This is a genomic window from Azoarcus olearius (assembly GCF_001682385.1).
GTDB lineage: Bacteria > Pseudomonadota > Gammaproteobacteria > Burkholderiales > Rhodocyclaceae > Azoarcus > Azoarcus olearius.
The window spans coordinates 406,959-425,727 of sequence record NZ_CP016210.1 but is presented as its reverse complement, the minus strand read 5'-3'; the positions used below and the strand labels follow the sequence as shown (position 1 = coordinate 425,727).

Here is an 18,769-nt window from a genome sequence, read left to right as displayed (position 1 = left end):
ACGACGTCCTTCCCCTTTTTCATGCGCTGCCGATGAGTTTCCCCCGCCGCCTGGTGCTCGACACCAACACCGTGATGGCCCTGTGGCTGTTCCGCGATCCACGCCTTGCCGCACTCGACGCCGCGATCGCCGCGGCACGCTTCCAGCCCTGCTGCCGCCCGGACGCGGTGGAAGAACTGCGGCGGGTGCTGGCCTACACGCATTTCGGAATCGACGCCGATGAACAGCAGCGCCTGATCGCCGGCTACAGCGAACGGGTGACGCTGGTCGATGGCCTCGGCGATGCGGCCGACGCCTTGCCCCTGCCGCTGTGCCGCGACCGCGACGATCAGAAGTTCCTCGAGATCAGCCGCGACGCGCAAGCCGAATTCCTGCTGACGCGCGACAAGGCCTTGCTGCGGCTGGCGCGCCACCGCCTCGTGCGCGAGCGCTTCTCCATCCTGACCCCGGAACGTTTCGTCTCTGACGGCTGGTGCCAGTAGACGGACCGCACCGCGCACCACGGAAGCGCGCTCAGCCCTTAGCCAGGCGCCGCCGCAAGGCGGTGAGGTAACGCACCCCGGCAATCGCCCGGCTGCCGTACCAGGAGCACATCTCGCCATCGATCAGCATCGCCGGCCGGCTCGCCAGCGCGCCGACCTCGCCCACATGGGCCGGACCGAAGCGATAGGGTTCCGACGACAGGAACACGCGCGCGACGTCCGCCATCGACGCGTCCTCCCAGTCCACCACCGGATAGCGCGGCTCGGGCGCCCGCGGCATGCTCTCCCAGCCCACCGCGGCGAGCATCGCGGCGATGTAGGTGGCGCTTGAAACCGTCATCCAGGGCTCGCGCCAGATCAGGTAAAGCACGCGCTCCGGCACCAGCGCCGCACGCAGTTCCGCCGCCTCGGCAAGCGCCGTCTGCAAGCTGACGCTGAGCGAGGTGGCGGCCGCCTCGCAGTCGAATATCCCGCCAAGCAGCGCGTACAGCGCCAGATTGTCTTCCGGGGCGCACGGATGGGTGACGATCACGTTGGGCACGAAACGCGAGATGTCCTCCACCGTGTCGCGCCGGTTCTCGTCGATATTGACGATGACGTGCGTGGGCGCGAGCCCGCGCAGCGCGTCGAGCTTCACGTCCTTCGTCCCACCCAGCTTGGGCAGCGCGCGCACCCGGTCACGCGGGTGAATGCAGAACCCGGTGCGTCCGACGAGCCGATCGCCCACGCCAAGGTCGAACAGCAGCTCGGTGATGGACGGAACCAGGCACACAATGCGCGCGCCCGCGTCCGCCCGACCGTGACGGGCGCCCACCGCATCTGCCCACCCCGCCGCGTCCGGCGGCGGGCCTGCGGGCCGCGGGCCACCGCCCGCCCCACCGGTATGCTCTTCCACGTCGCGCGACACGTCCATGCCGCCGTTCAGCCCCGGCTTGCCAACGCCACCGGCTCGCTCGGGAACACCCTGCGAACGACCAGCGCCGCCGGAACGCACACCACCGCCAGTTCCCGGGCGGCACTCCCCGACAGGGCAAGCGGGCCGAACCACACCCCGCAGACAACACCGGTACTCAGCGCCGGACGGCTCGCCAGCCGTGACGCGCACCCCGCTGCTGCTGCCACGCAGTAGCACAGCACCACCGAAACCGCACCCAGCACGGCATTGGCGAGTTGCACCACCCGGACACTGTCGCCAAACAGCCATGACACGGGCGCGATCACGAACAGCGGATAGCCGACGTTGTACATCGCCCGGTTGCCCATGTTGTCTACGATGCCCTCGCCGGCCAGCAGGCTGGCGGCCATGGCGCGGTAGGCGAGTTCATCGCTTTCCGGGGTGTGGCCGACAAACAGCATCGCCGCCACGCGCAGTGCCAGGCCAATCGCCACAACCGCCGCGAGCAGCAGCCTTTCGTCCGCACCGGAAAACGCGCGCAAGGGATTCATGCCGCCCACTCCTGCGCGAGCGTCCGGGGAACAACCGCCGCCCGGCGCGCATCCGGGACACGGACGAGTTGGCGCCAGACGACACCGATCCGGACCCAGCGCCCGCCGGGAGGGCCCACCGGCCCATGTTCAGTTTCGGTCATCCCCCGCCCTCCGCGTTGCGCCGCGACCGTGCCGCGGCGTGCTAGATGAGACTGCCGCCGCGCACGATCGCGATTGCATCCTTTTCGGTGATCCGCACCGTAGCGTTCATGATGACATGCGCGACCAGCCAGTCCTGCAGCAGCGCCGCCTCCGCGTTACCCAGACTGGTGAAACGGCAACCGAGCAGCGCGTCGTCGCCGCTGCCGCCCACATTCACCACCGAGGCGCGGGCGTGGATTTCGTCGGGCACCCCGGCCCGGTGCAGCACGACGGCGAACGGCTCGGTCGCCGTTGTCGCCGGGCCAACGAAGGCGAAACCTTCGATCGACAGATCGACCAAGGCCACGCGGCGCCCGGCAACGCTCGCCCAGAAGCAGGGTTCACCGCGCCGCAAGGCGAGGAAGCGCTGACGCGTACGGCGTTCCGGGGATTCGGGCGGCAAGCCGCTTTTCATATCCATCTTCGCTATCACCATGCGGGGAAAATGCCCGCATGATAAACGAAGGAACCCGCGCACCCATCGTGCGCGGCAGTGGAATCGTGCTACAGCGGCAGCCCGCGCGGCTTGCGGCCGGCGTGCGCGAACAGGCGGTCAAACAGCGCATCCGGCAGCACGCGCAGCAGCTTGGCAACCAGCGCCATCTGCCATGGCACCACCGCGTAGCGTCGCCCGGTGTCGATATGGCGCGCGATGCGGGCCGCAGCCTCCGCCGCCGGCAACATGAACGGCATCGGATACGGATTGACCGCGGTCATCGGTGTGGCGACGTAGCCGGGCGCGATGGTGGTGACGGTGACACCGCTGCCGTGCAGTTCGACGCGCAGACTTTCGAGGTAGGTGATCGCGGCCGCCTTGGAGGCGCTGTAGGCGCCCGCCCCCGGCAGGCCGCGGATGCCGGCCACCGAAGCGATGCCGGCGAGCCGTCCGCGACCGCGCGCGCGCATGGCTTCGACGAAAGGCTGGAACGTGGCCGCCATGCCGAGCAGGTTGGTGCGCAGCACGCGCTCGAAGGCGTCGAGGTCCTCGGCGTACTCGGTCAGCGTGCCGACCGAAACGCCCGCGTTGGCGATGACGATGTCCGGCACGCCGAACGCGGCCTCGAACCGCGCCGCTGCCGAGCGCAGCGCAGCAGGATCGGCGACGTCGGCGACGAGGGCAAGATGGCGCCCCGGCAGGCTGGCGACCAGTTCATCGAGCGCATCGGCCCGGCGCGCGACCAAGGCGAGGCTGGCGCCGCGTGCTGCGTAGTGGCGCGCGAGCGCGGCACCGAGCCCGCTGGAGGCGCCGGTGAGGAATACCCGTGGAGACCCTGCGGCGGCGGCCGTCAGCATGCCGCCGGAGTCCTGACGCTGCGGGAAATCAACCGCGGCGCGGCTGGCTGCGGGCGCGGGCGATGAGATCGTCCACCACCTTCAGCGTCGCCTCGTGGCTGCCGGTCATCGACGCCGAGGTCAGGAAGCGGCCGTCGACCGCCATCGTCGGCACGCCCTGGATCTTGTAGTCGCGCGCGCGCTGGTCCGCCTGCTTGAGCAGCGCCTGCATGCCGAACGACTTGTAGGCATCCATGAAGGCCTTCGTGTCCACGCCCTGCTTGGCGACCCATTCGCGCACGCCCTCTTCGGTATGCAGCGGCACCTTGTCGTCCTGCACCGCCACGAACACCTTGCCGTGCAACGGCTCCACCTTGCCGCTCAGCTCGATCGCGTAATACAGCTGGGCGAGCTTGCCGAGCTGAGCATTGCCCCAGATCGCCGGCACGCGGAGGAAGGCGACGTCGGTCGGCAGGCGCTTGAGCCAGGACTCCAGCAGCGGATCGAAGGCGCGGCAGTGCGGGCAGCCGTAGTGGAAGAACTCGATCACCTCGACCTTGCCCTTGCTGTCGGTGGCGACGACCGTATCGAGTTCGACGAAGGGCGCGGCAGCGGCGCGCTGGGCGACGACGGGACCGGCGGCGCCGGCGAGGACGGCAAGACCGGCGAGCTGCTTGAGGGCGATGCGGCGATTCATTCGGGACTCCTGGACAGTGACGAGGCTCAGACGCGGTTTGCTGCGCCGCGTTCCTCGGTGCGGCCGAATTGCAGGCGCTTCAGGGCGCCGACTTGGTGACGCTGGCCTCGAACCCGGCCGAGGCCAGGCGGGCGCGGATGGAATTCATGTCTTCCGGCTTGTCGAACGGACCGATGCGGACCCGCTGCACCACCCGCCCGTCGGCCAGCTGCGCGCGCTGCGAACTGGCCTGGATGCCGGACAGCGCAAGACGGGCCTTGAGGTTCTCGGCCTCGTCCGCGGCGCCAAACGCGCCGACCTGCAGCCACAGCTTCTCGGCCGGCTTCTCCGGCGCCTTTTCGACCGGCTTCGGCGGCTCGACCGCGGCGTGGGTGCCACCATCACCCTGAGGCAGGATCTTGTAGAACTCGAAGTCCTGCTTCACCACCGGGCGGTCGCCCGGCTTGCCGGGCAGCGCCGCCGGCGGCTGATCGACCGCGACCGGCGCGCGCGCGGGCGCCGGCGCAGCAGCCTGGAAGGGATTGGCACGGGTGAAGTACCACGCCGCGCCGGCAGCGATCACCGCCCCCATGACCAGTCCGATGAAGATGCCGACCAGCGTGCCGCCGCCGCTACGGGCGGGCGAGCGGGCAGGCTTGCGGGTGGGTTTGCGATCGCGGCTCACAACGGGCTCCGTAGGCTTACATCGATTCGGGCGCGGACACGCCCAGCACCGCCAGCCCGCCGCGCAGCACGCTGCGCACCGCCGCGGCCAGCGCGAGGCGGGCGAGCTTCACCGCCTCGTCGTCGACCAGCATGCGCTCGGCGTTGTACCAGCTGTGGAAATCGGCGGCGAGGTCCTTCAGGTAGAAGGCGATCTGGTGCGGCGCGTAGTCGGCGGCGGCGCCCTGCACCACCTCCGGAAAGCCGGCGAGGCGGGCGCACAGTGCGAGTTCGCGCTCGTTCTCCAGCTTGCCGAGATCGGCCGCCTGCAGTTCGGCGGGTTCACCGCCCCACTGGTTGAGCACCGAGCACACGCGGGCATGGGCGTACTGGATGTAGTACACCGGGTTCTCGTTGCTCTGGCTCTTGGCGAGGTCGAGGTCGAAATCCAGGTGTTGGTCGGACTTGCGCAGCACGTAGAAGAACCGGCAGGCGTCGTTGCCGACTTCGCGGCGCAGCTCGCGCAGCGTGACGAATTCGCCCGAGCGCGTGGACATCGAGGTCTTCTGGCCGTCGCGGTAGAGCACCGCGAACTGCACCAGCGCCACTTCCAGCTTTTCCGGCGGCAGGCCGAGCGCGGCGATGGCGCCCTTCACCCGCGGGATGTAGCCGTGGTGGTCGGCACCCCAGATGTCGATGATGCGGTCGAAGCCGCGCTCGTACTTGTTGAGGTGGTAGGCGATGTCGGAGGCGAAGTAGGTGTAAAGGCCGTTCTCGCGCTGCACGACGCGGTCCTTCTCGTCGCCGAAATCGGTGGAACGGAACCACTTGGCGCCGTCCTGCAGGTAGATGTGGCCGCGCTTTTCCAGCTCGGCCACCGCGCGCTCGACCAGGCCGGTGTCGAACAGGCTCTTCTCCGAGAACCACTTGTCGAAATGGACGCCGAATTCCTGCAGGTCGTCGCGGCCGTCGCCGAGCTGCTCGTTGAGCGCGAAGCCATGCACGAAGGCGTAGTCCTCGCCGAGCAGGCGTTTGGCGTTGGCGATCAGGCCGTCGAGGTGCAGCTCGCGTTGCTGCTTGGCCTCGTCGTCCTTGCGCTCGGCAACCGGCAGACCGGGCGTGCCTTCCAGCACCTGCGCCAGCGTGACGCCGGCGTAGCGGCCCTGGTGGGCGTCGCGCAGGCCGCGCGCCATGTCGATCACGTAATCGCCCTGGTAGGCGTTGGGCGGGAAGGGCACGTCGATGCCGAACAGCGCGAGGTAGCGCAGCCAGGTCGACAGCGCCAGGATGTCCATCTGGCGGCCGGCGTCATTCACGTAGTACTCGCGGGTGACGTCGTAGCCGGCAAAGCTCAGCACGTCCGACAGCGAGGCGCCATAGGCGGCGCCGCGGCCGTGGCCCACGTGCAGCGGGCCGGTGGGGTTGGCGGAGACGAACTCCACCTGCACCTTCACGTTCTTCTTCGCGCCGCGACCGAAGTCGGCGCCCTTCGCCAGCACCTCGCCCACCACCGCGGTCTTGGCGGCGGCGGCCAGGGTGAAGTTGATGAAACCGGCACCGGCCACCTCGGTCTTCGCCACCAGGTTTGATGCGGGCAGCTCGGCCAGCAGCAGCGCGGCCAGTTCGCGCGGATTGCGCTTCAGCGGCTTGGCCAGCTGCAGCGCCACGTTGGTGGCGAAATCGCCATGGCTCGCCTGCTTCGGGCGCTCCAGCAGGATGGCGGTGTCGGCATGCTCCGGCGCCACGCTCTTGAGGGCGGTTTTGATCAGATCGGTCAGCAGGACTTTGGGATCGGCGCTCATGGCACTCGGCGGAAGATCGAAACGCGCAATTATAGCGGATGCACCCCACGCCCCGGCCGCTGCCGTGGGCGCTCCGCCCCTGCGCGCGTCACTGCAATAGAATCGCAACAGCGTTGCATTAACCTTCGCGCGAAATCTAGAATCCTGCCGTGACCGCCGTTTCCGCCTCCCTCCCCGCGTCTTTCCGCAGCGCCTGCCGGCGTGGCGCGGTGGCGCTCGCGCGTCGGGCGGAACCGGTGCGAACGCCGCTGTTGCGCGCCGTGCTCGCGCTGGTGCTGGTGCTGGCGCAGACCGGCGCCCTGACTCACCTGCTCGGCCATGCCGCCGAGGTGCCGCAGGCCAGGTCTGCTTCGACCCGCATCGCCAGCGACGACCGCGCACCGGTCGACGCCTTCGGGGTCTGCCTGCAGTGCCTCGCGCTCGGCGGGCTCGACCTGCCGCTGGGCGCTGGCAGCGCGGCGCTCGACCCGGGCCGGCCCGGCGTCGCCCACGCGACGCACGCGCTGCCGCTGCCGCCCTCCTCCGCCCCCGCCCTTCCGCGCTGCCGCGCCCCGCCCGCGCTCGCCTGAGCGCCCTGCCGCGTTGTCCGCGCCGCCACCGGGTGGCGCCGGACGCCCTCGCCCACCTCCCCACACCGCATCTTGAAATCCGCTGCCGGTGCGCCACGCTTGCGTGCGCGCCGCCCGAGGCCGTGCGCCGATACGCGCCTGTCTCCCGCACCTGTGCCGGCAGCCCGCCAGGACAATGACAATGCTGCCCCGCCTTTCCCCGCTCTCGCTCGCCCTCCTTTGCGCGCTCGGCACCGCCCACGCTGCCGCCCAATCGGCAGCCCCCAACGACCCCACCGCCGCGCCGCCGGTCCAGCTCGAAGCCGTCACCGTTTCGGCCAGCGGGCTCGACGTCGACAGCGGCGCGATGAGCACGCCGGCCACCGTGCTCGGCGGCGACGAACTCGTACGCCGGCGCGCGGCGACGCTGGGTGAAACCCTCGCCACCGAGCCCGGCATCCACGCCACCGAATTCGGCGCCGGCGCCAGCCGCCCGGTGATCCGCGGCATGGACGGGGCGCGCGTGCGGCTGCTGAGCGACGGCGCGGAGATCATGGACGCCTCCACCATCAGCCCGGACCACGCGGTGGCGGCCGAGCCGCTGCTCAGCGAGCGCATCGAGGTGCTGCGCGGCCCGTCCGCGCTCGCCTACGGCGGTGGGGCGGTGGGCGGCGTGGTGAATGTGCTCGATCGCCGTATCCCCACCGCGATTCCGGAGCGCGGCGTGGAGGGCAGCGTGGAACTGCGCGGCAACACCGCCGCGCGCGAAGCCGCCGGCGCGTTCGAAGTGACCGCCGGCGCCGGCAACATCGCGATCCACGCGGAAGGCCTCAAGCGCGACGCGCGCGACTACCGCGTCGGCGACGGTTGGGCGGGCGGACGCCGGGTGGACGGCAGCTACAACGAAACCGAAACCGGCAGCCTTGGCCTGTCATGGATCGGCGAGCGCGGCTACCTCGGCGTCGCCTGGACCCGTCAGCGCAACGAATACGGCCTGCCCGGCCACGCCCACGACCTGGAGGACTGCCACACCCACGGCAACAGCCTGCACTGCGGCGGCCACGACGGCGACGACGAGGACGACCACGACCACGCCGACGAAGGCGGCGGCGTGCCCTACGTGAAGCTCGACAGCGAACGCTGGGATCTGCGCGGGGAATACCTCGACCCCTTCGCCGGCATCAGCCGGCTGCGCCTGCGCGCCAGCCACACCCGCTACCGCCACGACGAGATCGAAGACGGCGCGGTCTCCACCCGCTTCCGCAACAACGCCAGCGAAGGCCGGGTGGAACTGCAGCACGCGCCGCTGGGCGGCTGGCGCGGGGTGTTCGGGCTGCAGACCACGCGGCGCGACTTCTCCGCCATCGGCGAGGAGGCCTATGTGCCGCCCACGCTCACCCGCCGCCACGGCGCCTTCCTGATCGAGGAGTACATCACCGGCGACTGGCGTTTCGAAGCCGGCCTGCGCCACGAATGGCAGCAGGTGGAGGTCGATGCCGACGCGCGCGACCGCAGCCATCGCGGCAACTCGCTGTCGCTCGGCGCGGTGTGGAACTTCGCCCCCGATTACGCGCTGGGCCTGTCGCTGGCGCGCGCGCAACGGCTGCCCACCGCCGAGGAGTTGTACGCCGATGGCCTGCACATGGCGACGCGCACGATCGAACGCGGCAACGCCGACCTGAAGGCCGAGACTTCGCACAATATCGACCTCAGCCTGAAGAAGCTGGCCGGCGCCACCACCTTCAACCTCAGCGTGTTCCACAACCGGGTGAACGACTTCATCTACGCCCACACGCTGGATGCGCTGGAGGGCGTGCAACTGATCGAATACGCCCAGCGCGACGCCATCTTCACCGGCGTGGAAGGCCAGGTCCGCCAGCAGCTCGACCGCGTGTTCGGGCTCACGCTGTTCGGCGACTACGTGCGCGCACGCCTCGCCGGCGGCGACGGCGACCGCGACCTGCCGCGCATCCCGGCGCACCGCGTCGGCCTGCGGCTGGACGCGCGCCAGGGCGCGTGGCAGGGCGAACTGGAGGTCTATCGCGTCGGCCGCCAGCGCCAGGTCGCCGAGTTCGAGAGCAGCACGCCGGGCTACAACATGGTCAACCTCGGCGCCAGCTACGCCGGCCGCATCGCCAGCGTGCCCTACCTGTTCTACGTGAAGGCGGCCAACCTCACCGACGAACTCGCCTACAGCCACACCTCCTTCATCAAGGACGCCGCCCCGCTGATGGGCCGCAACCTGACCATGGGGGTGAAAGTGACGTTCTGACCGGGAACAGTGGGCGCTCCCCGGGCGGGATTCGCCGAGCAGCGCGCTGGCGCGGTGGAGCGGACCACGAGCGTCCCGGACCGGGATGGGGATGAGGTCACGCTGCCCCGGTGAAACCCCATCCCCCTTCCAACCTCCCCCTTGAAGGGGGAGGCGCAACCCCGCGCCCCGCCCCGCCCTTTCCCCGCCCCCCGCTTTCCGGCTAAAGTCCGCGCTTCTCCGCCGTCCGTTCCCCGCCCTCTCGTGCGCCTCCTCCGCCTCGCCAAGATCATCACCGTCAGCCTGCGTTTCGGCCTCGATCGCATGATCCTCGACGCCGACGCCAGCGGCCGCCTCGGTCGCATCTGGCACCGGGTGTTCTTCTGGCGGCGTTTCTCGGAGCCGCGCGCGGTGCGCTTGCGCAAGGCACTCGAATCGCTCGGGCCGATCTTCGTCAAGTTCGGCCAGATGCTGTCCACCCGGCGCGACCTGCTGCCGCCTGACCTCGCCGACGAACTCGCGCTGCTCCAGGACCGCGTGCCGCCCTTCCCCACCGAGCAGGCGCTGGCAGTGCTGGAAGGCTTCTACGGCCGGCCGGTGGACGCGGTGTTCCGCGACTTCGAGCGCACGCCGGTGGCCTCGGCCTCCGTCGCACAGGTGCATTTCGCCCGCCTGCCCGACGGCACCGAGGTGGCGGTCAAGATCCTGCGGCCCGGCATCGAACGCGTGATCGCGCACGACCTCGCGCTGATGGAAGTCGGCGCGATGCTGCTGGACAAGGCCTGGCCGGAAGGCCGGCGGCTGAAACCGCGCGAGGTAGTCGCCGAGTTCAGCAAATACCTGCGCGACGAACTCGACCTGATGCGCGAGGCCGCCAACTGCTCGCAGCTGCGGCGCAACTTCAAGGATTCGCCGCTGCTGCTGGTGCCCGAGGTGTATTGGGACTGGTGCGGGCGCAGCGTGATGGTGATGGAGCGCATGCACGGCGTACCGATCTCGCAGACCGCCGCGGTCACCGCCCAGGGCACCGACCTCAAGGCCCTGTCGCGCGCCGGTGTCGAGATCTTCTTCACCCAGGTGTTCCGCGACGGCTTCTTCCACGCCGACATGCACCCGGGCAACATCTTCGTGCATGCCGACGGCCGCTACATCGCGCTCGACTTCGGCATCATGGGCACGCTCAACGAGGTGGACAAGAACTACCTCGCGCAGAACTTCCTCGCCTTCTTCAAGCGCGACTACAAGCGCGTGGCGATGGCCCACATCGAAGCGGGCTGGGTGCCGGCCAAGACCCGCGTCGATGAATTCGAGGCCGCGATCCGCACCGTGTGCGAGCCGATCTTCGACAAACCGCTGAAGGACATCTCCTTCGGCAAGACCCTGCTGCGCCTGTTCCAGACCGCGCGCCGCTTCGAAATGGAAGTGCAGCCGCAGCTGGTGCTGCTGCAGAAGACCCTGCTCAACATCGAAGGCCTCGGCCGCCAGCTCGACCCCGAGCTGGACCTGTGGAAGACCGCCAAGCCCTTCCTCGAGCGCTGGATGAACGAGCAGATGGGCTGGCGCGCCCTCGTGCGCGGCATCAAGGAAGAAGCGCCCGCCTGGGCCGGCACGCTGCCGCAGCTGCCGCGCCTGGTGCATCACAACCTGGTCGAATCCAGCCATCACCACGTCGTTCAGCAGGCTGCTCTCGCCAGCCTGGCGGTCACCCAACGCCGCCAGGGCCGACTGCTCGCGCTGCTGGTGATTGCCGCCGCGGCGCTGGTCGCGCTCGAACTCCACCGCCTGCTCGGCTGAACGTTTCCGCCGCCCCCCGGCTCCAAGCCTTACGCTCAATGCTTATTCGCCCGCGCTAGCGCAACCCGCCGGCAAGGGCTCGACGGGAGGCACGCCATGAACGTTCCCACCCCGCTGCCCTCCGGGCCGCATGATCGCGTCCACATCGTCGGCGCCGCGTTCGCGCTCGGCGCGCCGCATGGCGGCAGCGCCGACGGACCGGAAGCGCTGCGCCACGCGATGCTGCCCGAACGGCTGCGGACCACCGGCATCACCGGCACCTGGCTGGAACCCCTGCGCCCGCTGCGCACCCCGCCACCCGACGCGCCGATGGAAGAACGCCTCGCCGCGGTGGGCGAGTACTGCGCCCGGCTGGCCGAGCAGATCGCCGGGCTGCCGGAGGACGGCTTTCCGCTCGTGCTCGGTGGCGACCACGCGGTGGCGATCGGCACCTGGCGCGGCGTTGCCCGCCGCCAGGGCGGCGCGCCGGGGCTGATCTGGATTGATGCCCATCTGGACAGCCACACCGACCAATCCACCTGGTCCGGCAACATTCACGGCATGCCGCTGGCCGCGCTACTGGGCGAAGGCGCCCCCGCGCTGACCGCGATCCCCGGCCCGCGACTCGACCCCGCGCGCGTCTGCATCATCGGCGCGCGCGACTGGGAGCCGGCCGAGCGCGAACGGCTGGACCGGCTCGGCGTGCGCGTGTTCGACATCGCCGAGGTGCGCGAGCGCGGGCTGCCCACGGTGTTCTGCGAGGCGCTGACGCTCGCGCGCAGCGGCCACGGCCGCGACGGCGGCTTCGGCGTCACGCTCGACCTCGACGCACTCGACCCGCTCGCGGTGCCGGCGGTGACCTGCCCCACGCCGGACGGCATCGACCCGCAGCAACTGGTCGATGTCTTCCATACGCTGCGCAGCTGCGGCGACTTCGTCGGGCTGGAGATCGTCGAATACCGCCCCGACCTCGACCCCGACGGCCACTCCGCCGCGCTCACCGCGCGCCTCGTCGCCGCCGCGCTCGGCCCGGCGACCTACTGGCTGCGCGAGAAGGAGCGCCGCTTCGGCGCCACCAACTACGCGCCGATGCCGGTGGTGTTCCACCGCGGCGAAGGCGTATGGCTGTGGGACGTCGAGGGCACGCGCTACCTCGACATGATGAGCGCCTATTCGGCGGTCAGCTTCGGCCACGCCAACCCGCGCCTGCTGCGCGCGCTGCAGGACCAGGCGCAGTTGCTGACGCTGACTTCGCGCTCGTTCTCCAACGACCGCCTGCCGCTGCTGCTGGAAAGGCTGTGCTCGCTGCTCGGCTTCGAGCGCGCGCTGCCGGTCAATACCGGGCTGGAGGCGGTGGAAACCGCGCTGAAGGCGGCGCGCAAATGGGCTTACATCGTCAAGGGCGTGCCGCCCGACCGGGCCGAGATCATCGCCTGCGAGGGCAATTTCCACGGCCGCTCGATCACCATCGTCGGGCTTTCTTCGAAGGAGCAGTACCGCGACGGCTTCGGCCCCTTCCCGCCCGGGCTGCGGCGGGTGCCGTTCGGCGACCCGACCGCACTCGAAGCGGCGATCACCCCCCACACCGCGGCCTTCCTGGTCGAACCCATCCAGGGCGAAGGCGGCATCATCGTGCCGCCGCCGGGGTATCTGGCCCACTGCGCCGAAATCTGCCGCCGCCACAACGTGCTGCTGATCGCCGACGAGGTGCAGACCGGCCTTGGCCGCACCGGCCGCCTGCTCGCCTGCGACCACGACGGCGTGCGGCCCGACGGGCTGATCCTGGGCAAGGCGCTGGGCGGTGGGCTATTGCCGGTGTCGGCCTTCCTGGCCGACCGCGAGGTGATGGACGTGTTCCGCCCCGGCGACCACGGCTCCACCTTCGGCGGCAACCCGCTGGGCGCCGCGGTGGCGCTGGAAGTGCTCGACCTGCTCGCCGAAACCCGGCCGTGGGAAGCCGCCGAGCGCCTCGGCCGGCGCCTGCGCGCGGAGCTGGAAGCCGCCGAGCTGCCCTGCGTGCGCGAAGTGCGCGGGCGCGGGCTGCTGATCGGGGTGGCGCTGGACCCGGTGAAGGCGCCCGCGCAGCTGGTTGCCGAGTTGCTGCTGGCGCGCGGCATCGCCACCCGCGACACCAATGGCAACGTGATCCGGCTGGCGCCGCCGCTGACCATCGACGAAGGCACGCTGGACCGCGCCGCCGCGATCATCATCGACACCCTCAACCCGCTAGGCCGCTGAGCGCTGCCACCCGCTGTCGCACAGCTGACAATTCCACCCTCATATGCGCTGCCGGACGCACCACCACGGTGCGCCGGCTGCGCCATATTGTTCCGCCCAATCAGGTGCTTAGAGGCGATTTTTCGGGCTGCCGGCACGATTCGTTGTTACACTGCCGCGCTCCGGAACCCGCCGGCCCCGCGCCGGAAAGCTCGCCATGCTGATCGGCTTCGTCACCGCCTACCTCGTCCTCTCCATCGCCATCGGCCTGTACGCCGCCACGCGGGTCAAGAACTCCACCGACTATGTCGCCGCCGGCCGCAACCTGCCGCTGTACATCGTCACCGCCACGGTGTTCGCCACCTGGTTCGGCTCCGAAACCGTGCTCGGCATCTCAGCCACCTTCATCGACGAAGGCTTGCGCGGGCTGTGGTCCGACCCCTTTGGCGCCTCGCTGTGCCTGATCCTGGCGGGCCTGTTCTTCGCCCGCCCGCTGTACCGCATGAACCTGCTGACGCTGGGCGACTACTACCGCACACGCTACGGCCGCACGGTGGAAGTGCTGTGCTCGCTGGCGATCGTGGTGTCCTACCTCGGCTGGGTGTCGGCGCAGATCAGTGCGCTCGGGCTGGTGTTCAACATCCTGTCCGAAGGATCGATCTCCGCCGAAACCGGCATGCTGGTCGGCGCGGGCATCGTGCTGGCCTACACCCTGTTCGGCGGCATGTGGTCGGTGGCACTGACCGACTTCATGCAGATGGCGATCATCATCGTCGGCCTCGCCTACATCGCTTGGCTGGTGGGCGACATGGCGGGTGGTGTGGGCGCGGTGGTCGCCCACACCGACGAGGCCGGCAAGCTCAACTTCCTGCCCGCCTTCGACGCCAAGGACATCATCGCCTTCACTGCCGGCATCCTGACCATGGGCTTCGGCTCCATCCCGCAGCAGGACGTGTTCCAGCGCTTCAACGCCGCGCGTAACGAGCGCATCGCGGTGCAGGGCACGCTGCTCGGCGGCAGCGGGTATTTCCTGTTCGCCTTCATCCCGCTGTTCATCGCCTACTCCGCCACGCTGATCGACCCCGCGCTGGTAGCCAACTACCAGGAAAGCGACAGCCAACAGATCCTGCCCCAGCTGATCCTGGAGCACACGCCCCTGTTCGCGCAGGTGCTGTTCTTCGGCGCGCTGCTGTCCGCGATCATGAGTACCGCGTCGGGCACGCTGCTGGCGCCCTCGGTGACCTTCTCCGAGAACATTCTGCGCAGCACCTTCCGCGGCATGAACGACCGCCAGTTCCTGGTGATGACTCGCGTCGTCGTCGTGCTGTTCGCGCTGCTGGTCACCTGGTACGCGATCCACACGGACGAGAGCATCCACGGGATGGTGGAGAACGCCTACAAGGTCACGCTGGCCACCGCCTTCGTGCCGCTCGCCTTCGGCCTGTACTGGAAGCGCGCGAGCACCCAGGGCGCGCTGGTATCGATCGTGGCGGGCCTGGCGGTGTGGGTGCTGCTGGAGATCGTCGCCCCCGAGGCCGACGTGCCGCCGCACTTTGCCGGCATGCTGGCCGGCGTGGTCGGCATGGTGGTGGGCTCGCTCGCGCCGCAGACCCTGGTGCGCCAAAGCCACGGCCACAGCGCGCACCTCAACATCGGGGCGCACCCGCAGTCGCGCAACTGAGCGCGCCCCTTGGGCACGGAAGGCCGGGCCAAGCCCGGCCTTTTTCGTTCACGGCTGCGGCGCCCTCCCCTTGCATGAGGGTGGAATCGGCGCCGGCGCCGCCACCCCACCTTTGACCCGTGTCAAAGCACGGCTCGCGCCCGCGCACTAAGGTGGCGCCGCTCCGCCCCCGGGCCTTCGCGACGACCCCATGACCTCCTCCCAGCGCATCGAACTCGTCTGCCCCGCCGGCTCGCTGCCGGCGCTCAAGACGGCCATCGACCACGGCGCCGACTGCGTCTATCTCGGCTTCAAGGACGCCACCAACGCACGCAACTTCACCGGGCTCAACTTCGATCCGGCGCAGATGCGCGAAGGCATCGCCTACGCCCATGCGCGCCGGCGCAAGGTGCTGCTGGCGCTCAACACCTACCCCCAGACCGCCAACTGGGCGGGCTGGACCGCCGCGGTAGACCGCGCCGCCGAATTCGGTATCGACGCGGTGATCCTCGCCGACCCCGGCCTGATGGCCTACGCGGCCAAGACCCATCCGCAACTGCGGCTGCACCTCTCGGTACAGGGTTCGGCCACCAGCTACGAGGCGATCAACTTCTATCACGAGCGCTTCGGCATCCAGCGCGCGGTGCTGCCGCGGGTGCTGTCGATGGCGCAGGTCGAGCAGGTGGTCGGCCGCACGCCGGTGGAAATCGAGGTCTTCGGCTTCGGCGGCCTGTGCGTGATGGTGGAAGGCCGCTGCGCGCTCTCCGCCTATGCCACCGGCGAATCGCCCAACTGCAACGGCGCCTGCTCGCCGGGCAAGCACGTGCGCTGGGAACAGACGCCGCAGGGCATGGAGACGCGGCTCAACGGCATCCTGATCGACCGCTTCGGCGAACACGAGCGCGCCGGCTACCCGACGCTGTGCAAGGGCCGCTTCGAGGTGAACGACGAGACCTACTACGCAATCGAGGAGCCGACCAGCCTCAACACCCTGGAGATGCTGCCGGAACTCGCCCGCGTCGGCGTCGCCGCGATCAAGATCGAGGGCCGCCAACGCAGCCCGGCCTACGTCGCCCAGGTCACCAAGGTGTGGCGCGCCGCGCTCGACCGCGTCGCCGTCGACCCCGCCGGCTTCCATGCGCTGCCCGCGTGGATGGCCGAACTCAACAAGGTCTCCGAAGGCCAGAGCCACACCCTCGGCGCCTACTACCGCCCCTGGAAATGAGGATGCAGACCGCCATGAAGCTGTCCCTCGGCCCCCTGCTCTACTACTGGCCGCGCCAGAGCGTGCTCGACTTCTACGCGGAGATCGCCGACAGCCCGGTCGACATCGTCCATCTCGGCGAAACCGTGTGCTCGCGCCGCCACGAACTGCGCCTGGACGACTGGATCGAGGTCGCGGCGATGCTGGCCGATGCCGGCAAGGAGGCGGTGCTGTCCTCGCAGTCGCTGATCGAATCGGAATCCGACCTCAAGACCCTGCGCCGCGTCGTCGGCCAGCAGCGCTTCCGCGTCGAAGCCAACGACATGGCGGCGGTGCGCCTGCTCGCCGAAGCCGGCCGCCGCGACTGGATCGCCGGGCCCACGCTGAATGTCTTCAACCCGCACACGCTCGGCCTGCTGGTCGAGGCCGGCGCCAGCCGCTGGGTGGTGGCCCCGGAAATGTCGGGCGCCGCGCTCGCCGAAGTGCGCTCAACGTTGCCCGCACCGATCGAAACCGAAGTCTTCGCCTACGGCCGCCTGCCGCTGGCGCATTCGGCGCGCTGCTTCACCGCCCGCCACTACAACCTGCAGAAGGACGGCTGCGAATTCCGCTGTCTCGGCATCGCCGACGGCCTGGTGCTGCGCACCCGCGAAGGCGAACCCTTCCTGACGCTGAACGGGGTGCAGACGCAGTCCGCCAAGGTGCACACCCTGCTCGGTGACCTGTCGGCGCTCGACGGGCGCGCCGAAGTCCTGCGTATCAGCCCGCAGGGCGCCCACACCCGCGACATCATCGAACGCTTCCGCGCCGCGCTCGACGGTCGCCAGACGCCGGCCGAGGCGCTCGCCGCCAGCAGCGCCCACATGCCCGCCGCGCCCTGCAATGGCTTCTGGCACGGCCGCCCGGGTGTCGAGCAGTTCGTCCCCGCCTGAACCCGGAGCCCCGCATGCATGTTCCCGCCCTGCCCGCATTGCCATTGACCGAGATGCTGCCGCACAGCCTGCGCCAGCGCGTCGCGCAGCAGTTCGAACAACGCCTCGCCAGCCTGCGCATCCCGGCCTTCACTGTGCCCGCGCCACTCGCCCGCATCGCCGCCCGGCTGCCGCAGCAGATTCCGACTCAGGCGCTGGTCACCGCCCTCAACCTCGCGCTCGGCCGCATCCTGCCGCGCGATCAGCTCGAAGCGCTCAGCGGCCGCGGCCTGCGCATCCGCGTCACCGACGCCGGCCTGACACTGGACTTCACGCTGGGCGACAAGGGCTTCCGCCGCGCCGCTGGCAGCAGCACGCCCGACCTCATCATTTCGGCCAGCACCCGCGACTTCCTCGCGCTGGCCCTGCGCGAGGAAGACGCCGACACCCTGTTCTTCAGCCGCCGCCTGCTAATGGAAGGCGACACCGAACTCGGGCTGCTGGTGAAGAACACGCTGGATGCGGTGGACTGGAGCGCGCTGAGGCCGGTCTGATTCGCCAGCTCAGCGAGGAGCACGCCCTGCTTCAGCCTCGTTCACCGGCGGCGGCCTGCACATGGACCGGCAGACCGGCCGCCTTCATCCGGGCCAACGCCTCTCGTGCATCGGCGTCGGAACGACCGGCCAAGGTAGTAACAATCTGGCCCAAGGCGCGCAGGCGTACCGGTCGCGCTTTCAAGCTTTCCTGAGTGAGGTGCGGCACGATGAAATTCAGGAAGATGGCACTGGAGGTGGCAGCCAACGGGTCTTCGCTCGGTTTGCCATCACCGTGGTAGGTGAGCAAGACCTTACCCAGCTCCCACCATTGGGAAACACCTTTGTCGTCACGCGGTACTTGCCCCGCCTCGAGCAAACTGCGCAACTCCTGGAGACTCTCACCGTGGATCTTGGCATAGGCACCTTTCGCGTAATAGCTATCTACAGACTGGACCAGATCCTGGCCGCACATCCGCTCGGTCCGTCTCTCTAAAGGCTGCCCCTCCTGTATGTTGTCTTTCATGTACTTCGGCAGGGCGTCGTACGACGCCTGCGTCAGGTCTGGCGCACGATCTCCAGGGCACCGCATGACGCCGGCCACGGCCCGCTCGGGAGACGGCTCCACCCGGGGTTCCGCCGCCCCGGTGTGATCCGCCAGCGGAAACAGATCGAACACCGAAATGCTGAACCCCTGCGGAATCACCATCAGAAACCCGGTCAGCGCATAACCGACCTCGTGCCCATTCTCCGCCGGGTTGTCGGCAAGGCGGGCGCCACCGACGGCGGTCTTGACGAACACGCCCCCACCGCCGCCCAGACCGCACTCCACATCCGGCACGAGCCCCTTCAACTCGTCGAGCGGAACCTCCTGCAGGGCCTCGAGCTGCTCCCTCCATTGCCCGCGGCCATCGTCCAGACGTACGAAATAGCGGCCGTCGCTGCGCTCGATGCGGAGCTGGATCTCCTCCTTGCCGAACTCCATGAGGAATTCGCCTACCAGCGGATCGCATGGCGCAGCAGCCGCCTCCCCTATCAGCCCAATCAACCCAGCCCAAAGCACATGACGCAGCGGTCGCAACACGATCGTCCTCCAAGAGATCAACGGGAAAGGCACCGTGGGACCGCCAGGAAGACGCGTCTCTACA

17 protein-coding genes are annotated in these 18,769 nt (G+C 69.5%); 9 read left to right on the top strand and 8 right to left on the bottom strand.

What is annotated here, in order from left to right; translation table 11 throughout:
- The first annotated feature begins 32 nt into the window (after positions 1-32).
- A complete protein-coding gene (locus tag dqs_RS01970; protein ID WP_065339515.1) occupies positions 33-482 on the top strand; it encodes a putative toxin-antitoxin system toxin component, PIN family in 450 nt (149 codons plus the stop codon).
- Between the two features lie 31 nt (positions 483-513).
- Here the strand turns inward: dqs_RS01970 and dqs_RS01965 are convergent, their stop codons facing one another.
- The 7 genes from dqs_RS01965 to argS all read right to left on the bottom strand — a co-directional run bounded on the left by dqs_RS01965 (position 514) and on the right by argS (position 6,524).
- Positions 514-1,395, bottom strand: a complete 882-nt coding sequence (locus tag dqs_RS01965) for a helical backbone metal receptor (protein WP_157108127.1) — start codon at positions 1,393-1,395, stop codon at positions 514-516.
- Positions 1,396-1,403: 8 nt separating this feature from the next.
- Complete coding sequence (locus dqs_RS01960) at positions 1,404-1,928, bottom strand: hypothetical protein (protein WP_179948007.1); 525 nt, start codon at positions 1,926-1,928, stop codon at positions 1,404-1,406.
- 184 nt (positions 1,929-2,112) lie between these two features.
- On the bottom strand, positions 2,113-2,532 hold the full coding sequence (locus dqs_RS01955; RefSeq protein ID WP_011764119.1) for a PilZ domain-containing protein: 420 nt from the start codon (positions 2,530-2,532) through the stop codon (positions 2,113-2,115).
- Between the two features lie 83 nt (positions 2,533-2,615).
- Positions 2,616-3,404: an SDR family oxidoreductase gene (locus dqs_RS01950; protein ID WP_065339514.1), complete on the bottom strand. Its 789-nt coding sequence runs from the start codon at positions 3,402-3,404 to the stop codon at positions 2,616-2,618.
- Positions 3,405-3,432: 28 nt separating this feature from the next.
- Positions 3,433-4,080 carry a thiol:disulfide interchange protein DsbA/DsbL gene (locus dqs_RS01945; RefSeq protein WP_011764117.1) on the bottom strand — a complete coding sequence of 216 codons (648 nt, stop codon included), beginning with the start codon at positions 4,078-4,080 and terminating at the stop codon, positions 3,433-3,435.
- Positions 4,081-4,159: 79 nt separating this feature from the next.
- The gene (locus dqs_RS01940; RefSeq protein WP_065339513.1) at positions 4,160-4,744 is read right to left on the bottom strand and encodes an SPOR domain-containing protein; all 585 of its coding nucleotides are present in this window, start codon (positions 4,742-4,744) and stop codon (positions 4,160-4,162) included.
- 16 nt (positions 4,745-4,760) lie between these two features.
- The gene (gene argS / locus dqs_RS01935) at positions 4,761-6,524 is read right to left on the bottom strand and encodes an arginine--tRNA ligase (protein ID WP_065339512.1); all 1,764 of its coding nucleotides are present in this window, start codon (positions 6,522-6,524) and stop codon (positions 4,761-4,763) included.
- 149 nt (positions 6,525-6,673) lie between these two features.
- Between argS and dqs_RS01930 the strand changes: the two genes are divergently transcribed.
- From dqs_RS01930 to ubiT, 8 genes are all read left to right on the top strand, one after another.
- Entirely contained in the window at positions 6,674-7,093 is a 420-nt protein-coding gene (locus dqs_RS01930) for a hypothetical protein (protein WP_148268705.1), read from the top strand.
- 181 nt (positions 7,094-7,274) lie between these two features.
- Positions 7,275-9,344: a TonB-dependent receptor domain-containing protein gene (locus dqs_RS01925; RefSeq protein ID WP_065339511.1), complete on the top strand. Its 2,070-nt coding sequence runs from the start codon at positions 7,275-7,277 to the stop codon at positions 9,342-9,344.
- A gap of 243 nt (positions 9,345-9,587) precedes the next feature.
- The gene (gene ubiB, locus dqs_RS01920; RefSeq protein WP_065339510.1) at positions 9,588-11,117 is read left to right on the top strand and encodes a ubiquinone biosynthesis regulatory protein kinase UbiB; all 1,530 of its coding nucleotides are present in this window, start codon (positions 9,588-9,590) and stop codon (positions 11,115-11,117) included.
- A gap of 96 nt (positions 11,118-11,213) precedes the next feature.
- A complete protein-coding gene (rocD, locus tag dqs_RS21220; protein ID WP_065339509.1) occupies positions 11,214-13,334 on the top strand; it encodes an ornithine--oxo-acid transaminase in 2,121 nt (706 codons plus the stop codon).
- A 196-nt stretch (positions 13,335-13,530) separates the two neighbouring features.
- Positions 13,531-14,994 carry a high affinity choline transporter 1 gene (locus tag dqs_RS01910; RefSeq protein WP_065339508.1) on the top strand — a complete coding sequence of 488 codons (1,464 nt, stop codon included), beginning with the start codon at positions 13,531-13,533 and terminating at the stop codon, positions 14,992-14,994.
- 190 nt (positions 14,995-15,184) lie between these two features.
- On the top strand, positions 15,185-16,198 hold the full coding sequence (ubiU, locus tag dqs_RS01905; RefSeq protein WP_065339507.1) for a ubiquinone anaerobic biosynthesis protein UbiU: 1,014 nt from the start codon (positions 15,185-15,187) through the stop codon (positions 16,196-16,198).
- Positions 16,199-16,212: 14 nt separating this feature from the next.
- Positions 16,213-17,109, top strand: coding sequence for a U32 family peptidase (locus dqs_RS01900; protein WP_065341607.1), 897 nt, complete (start codon positions 16,213-16,215; stop codon positions 17,107-17,109).
- A gap of 14 nt (positions 17,110-17,123) precedes the next feature.
- Positions 17,124-17,642: a ubiquinone anaerobic biosynthesis accessory factor UbiT gene (ubiT, locus tag dqs_RS01895; protein WP_065339506.1), complete on the top strand. Its 519-nt coding sequence runs from the start codon at positions 17,124-17,126 to the stop codon at positions 17,640-17,642.
- A gap of 31 nt (positions 17,643-17,673) precedes the next feature.
- Here ubiT and dqs_RS01890 read toward each other — a convergent pair whose 3' ends face one another.
- Positions 17,674-18,705: a hypothetical protein gene (locus dqs_RS01890; RefSeq protein WP_169823500.1), complete on the bottom strand. Its 1,032-nt coding sequence runs from the start codon at positions 18,703-18,705 to the stop codon at positions 17,674-17,676.
- Between the last annotated feature and the right edge of the window lie 64 nt (positions 18,706-18,769).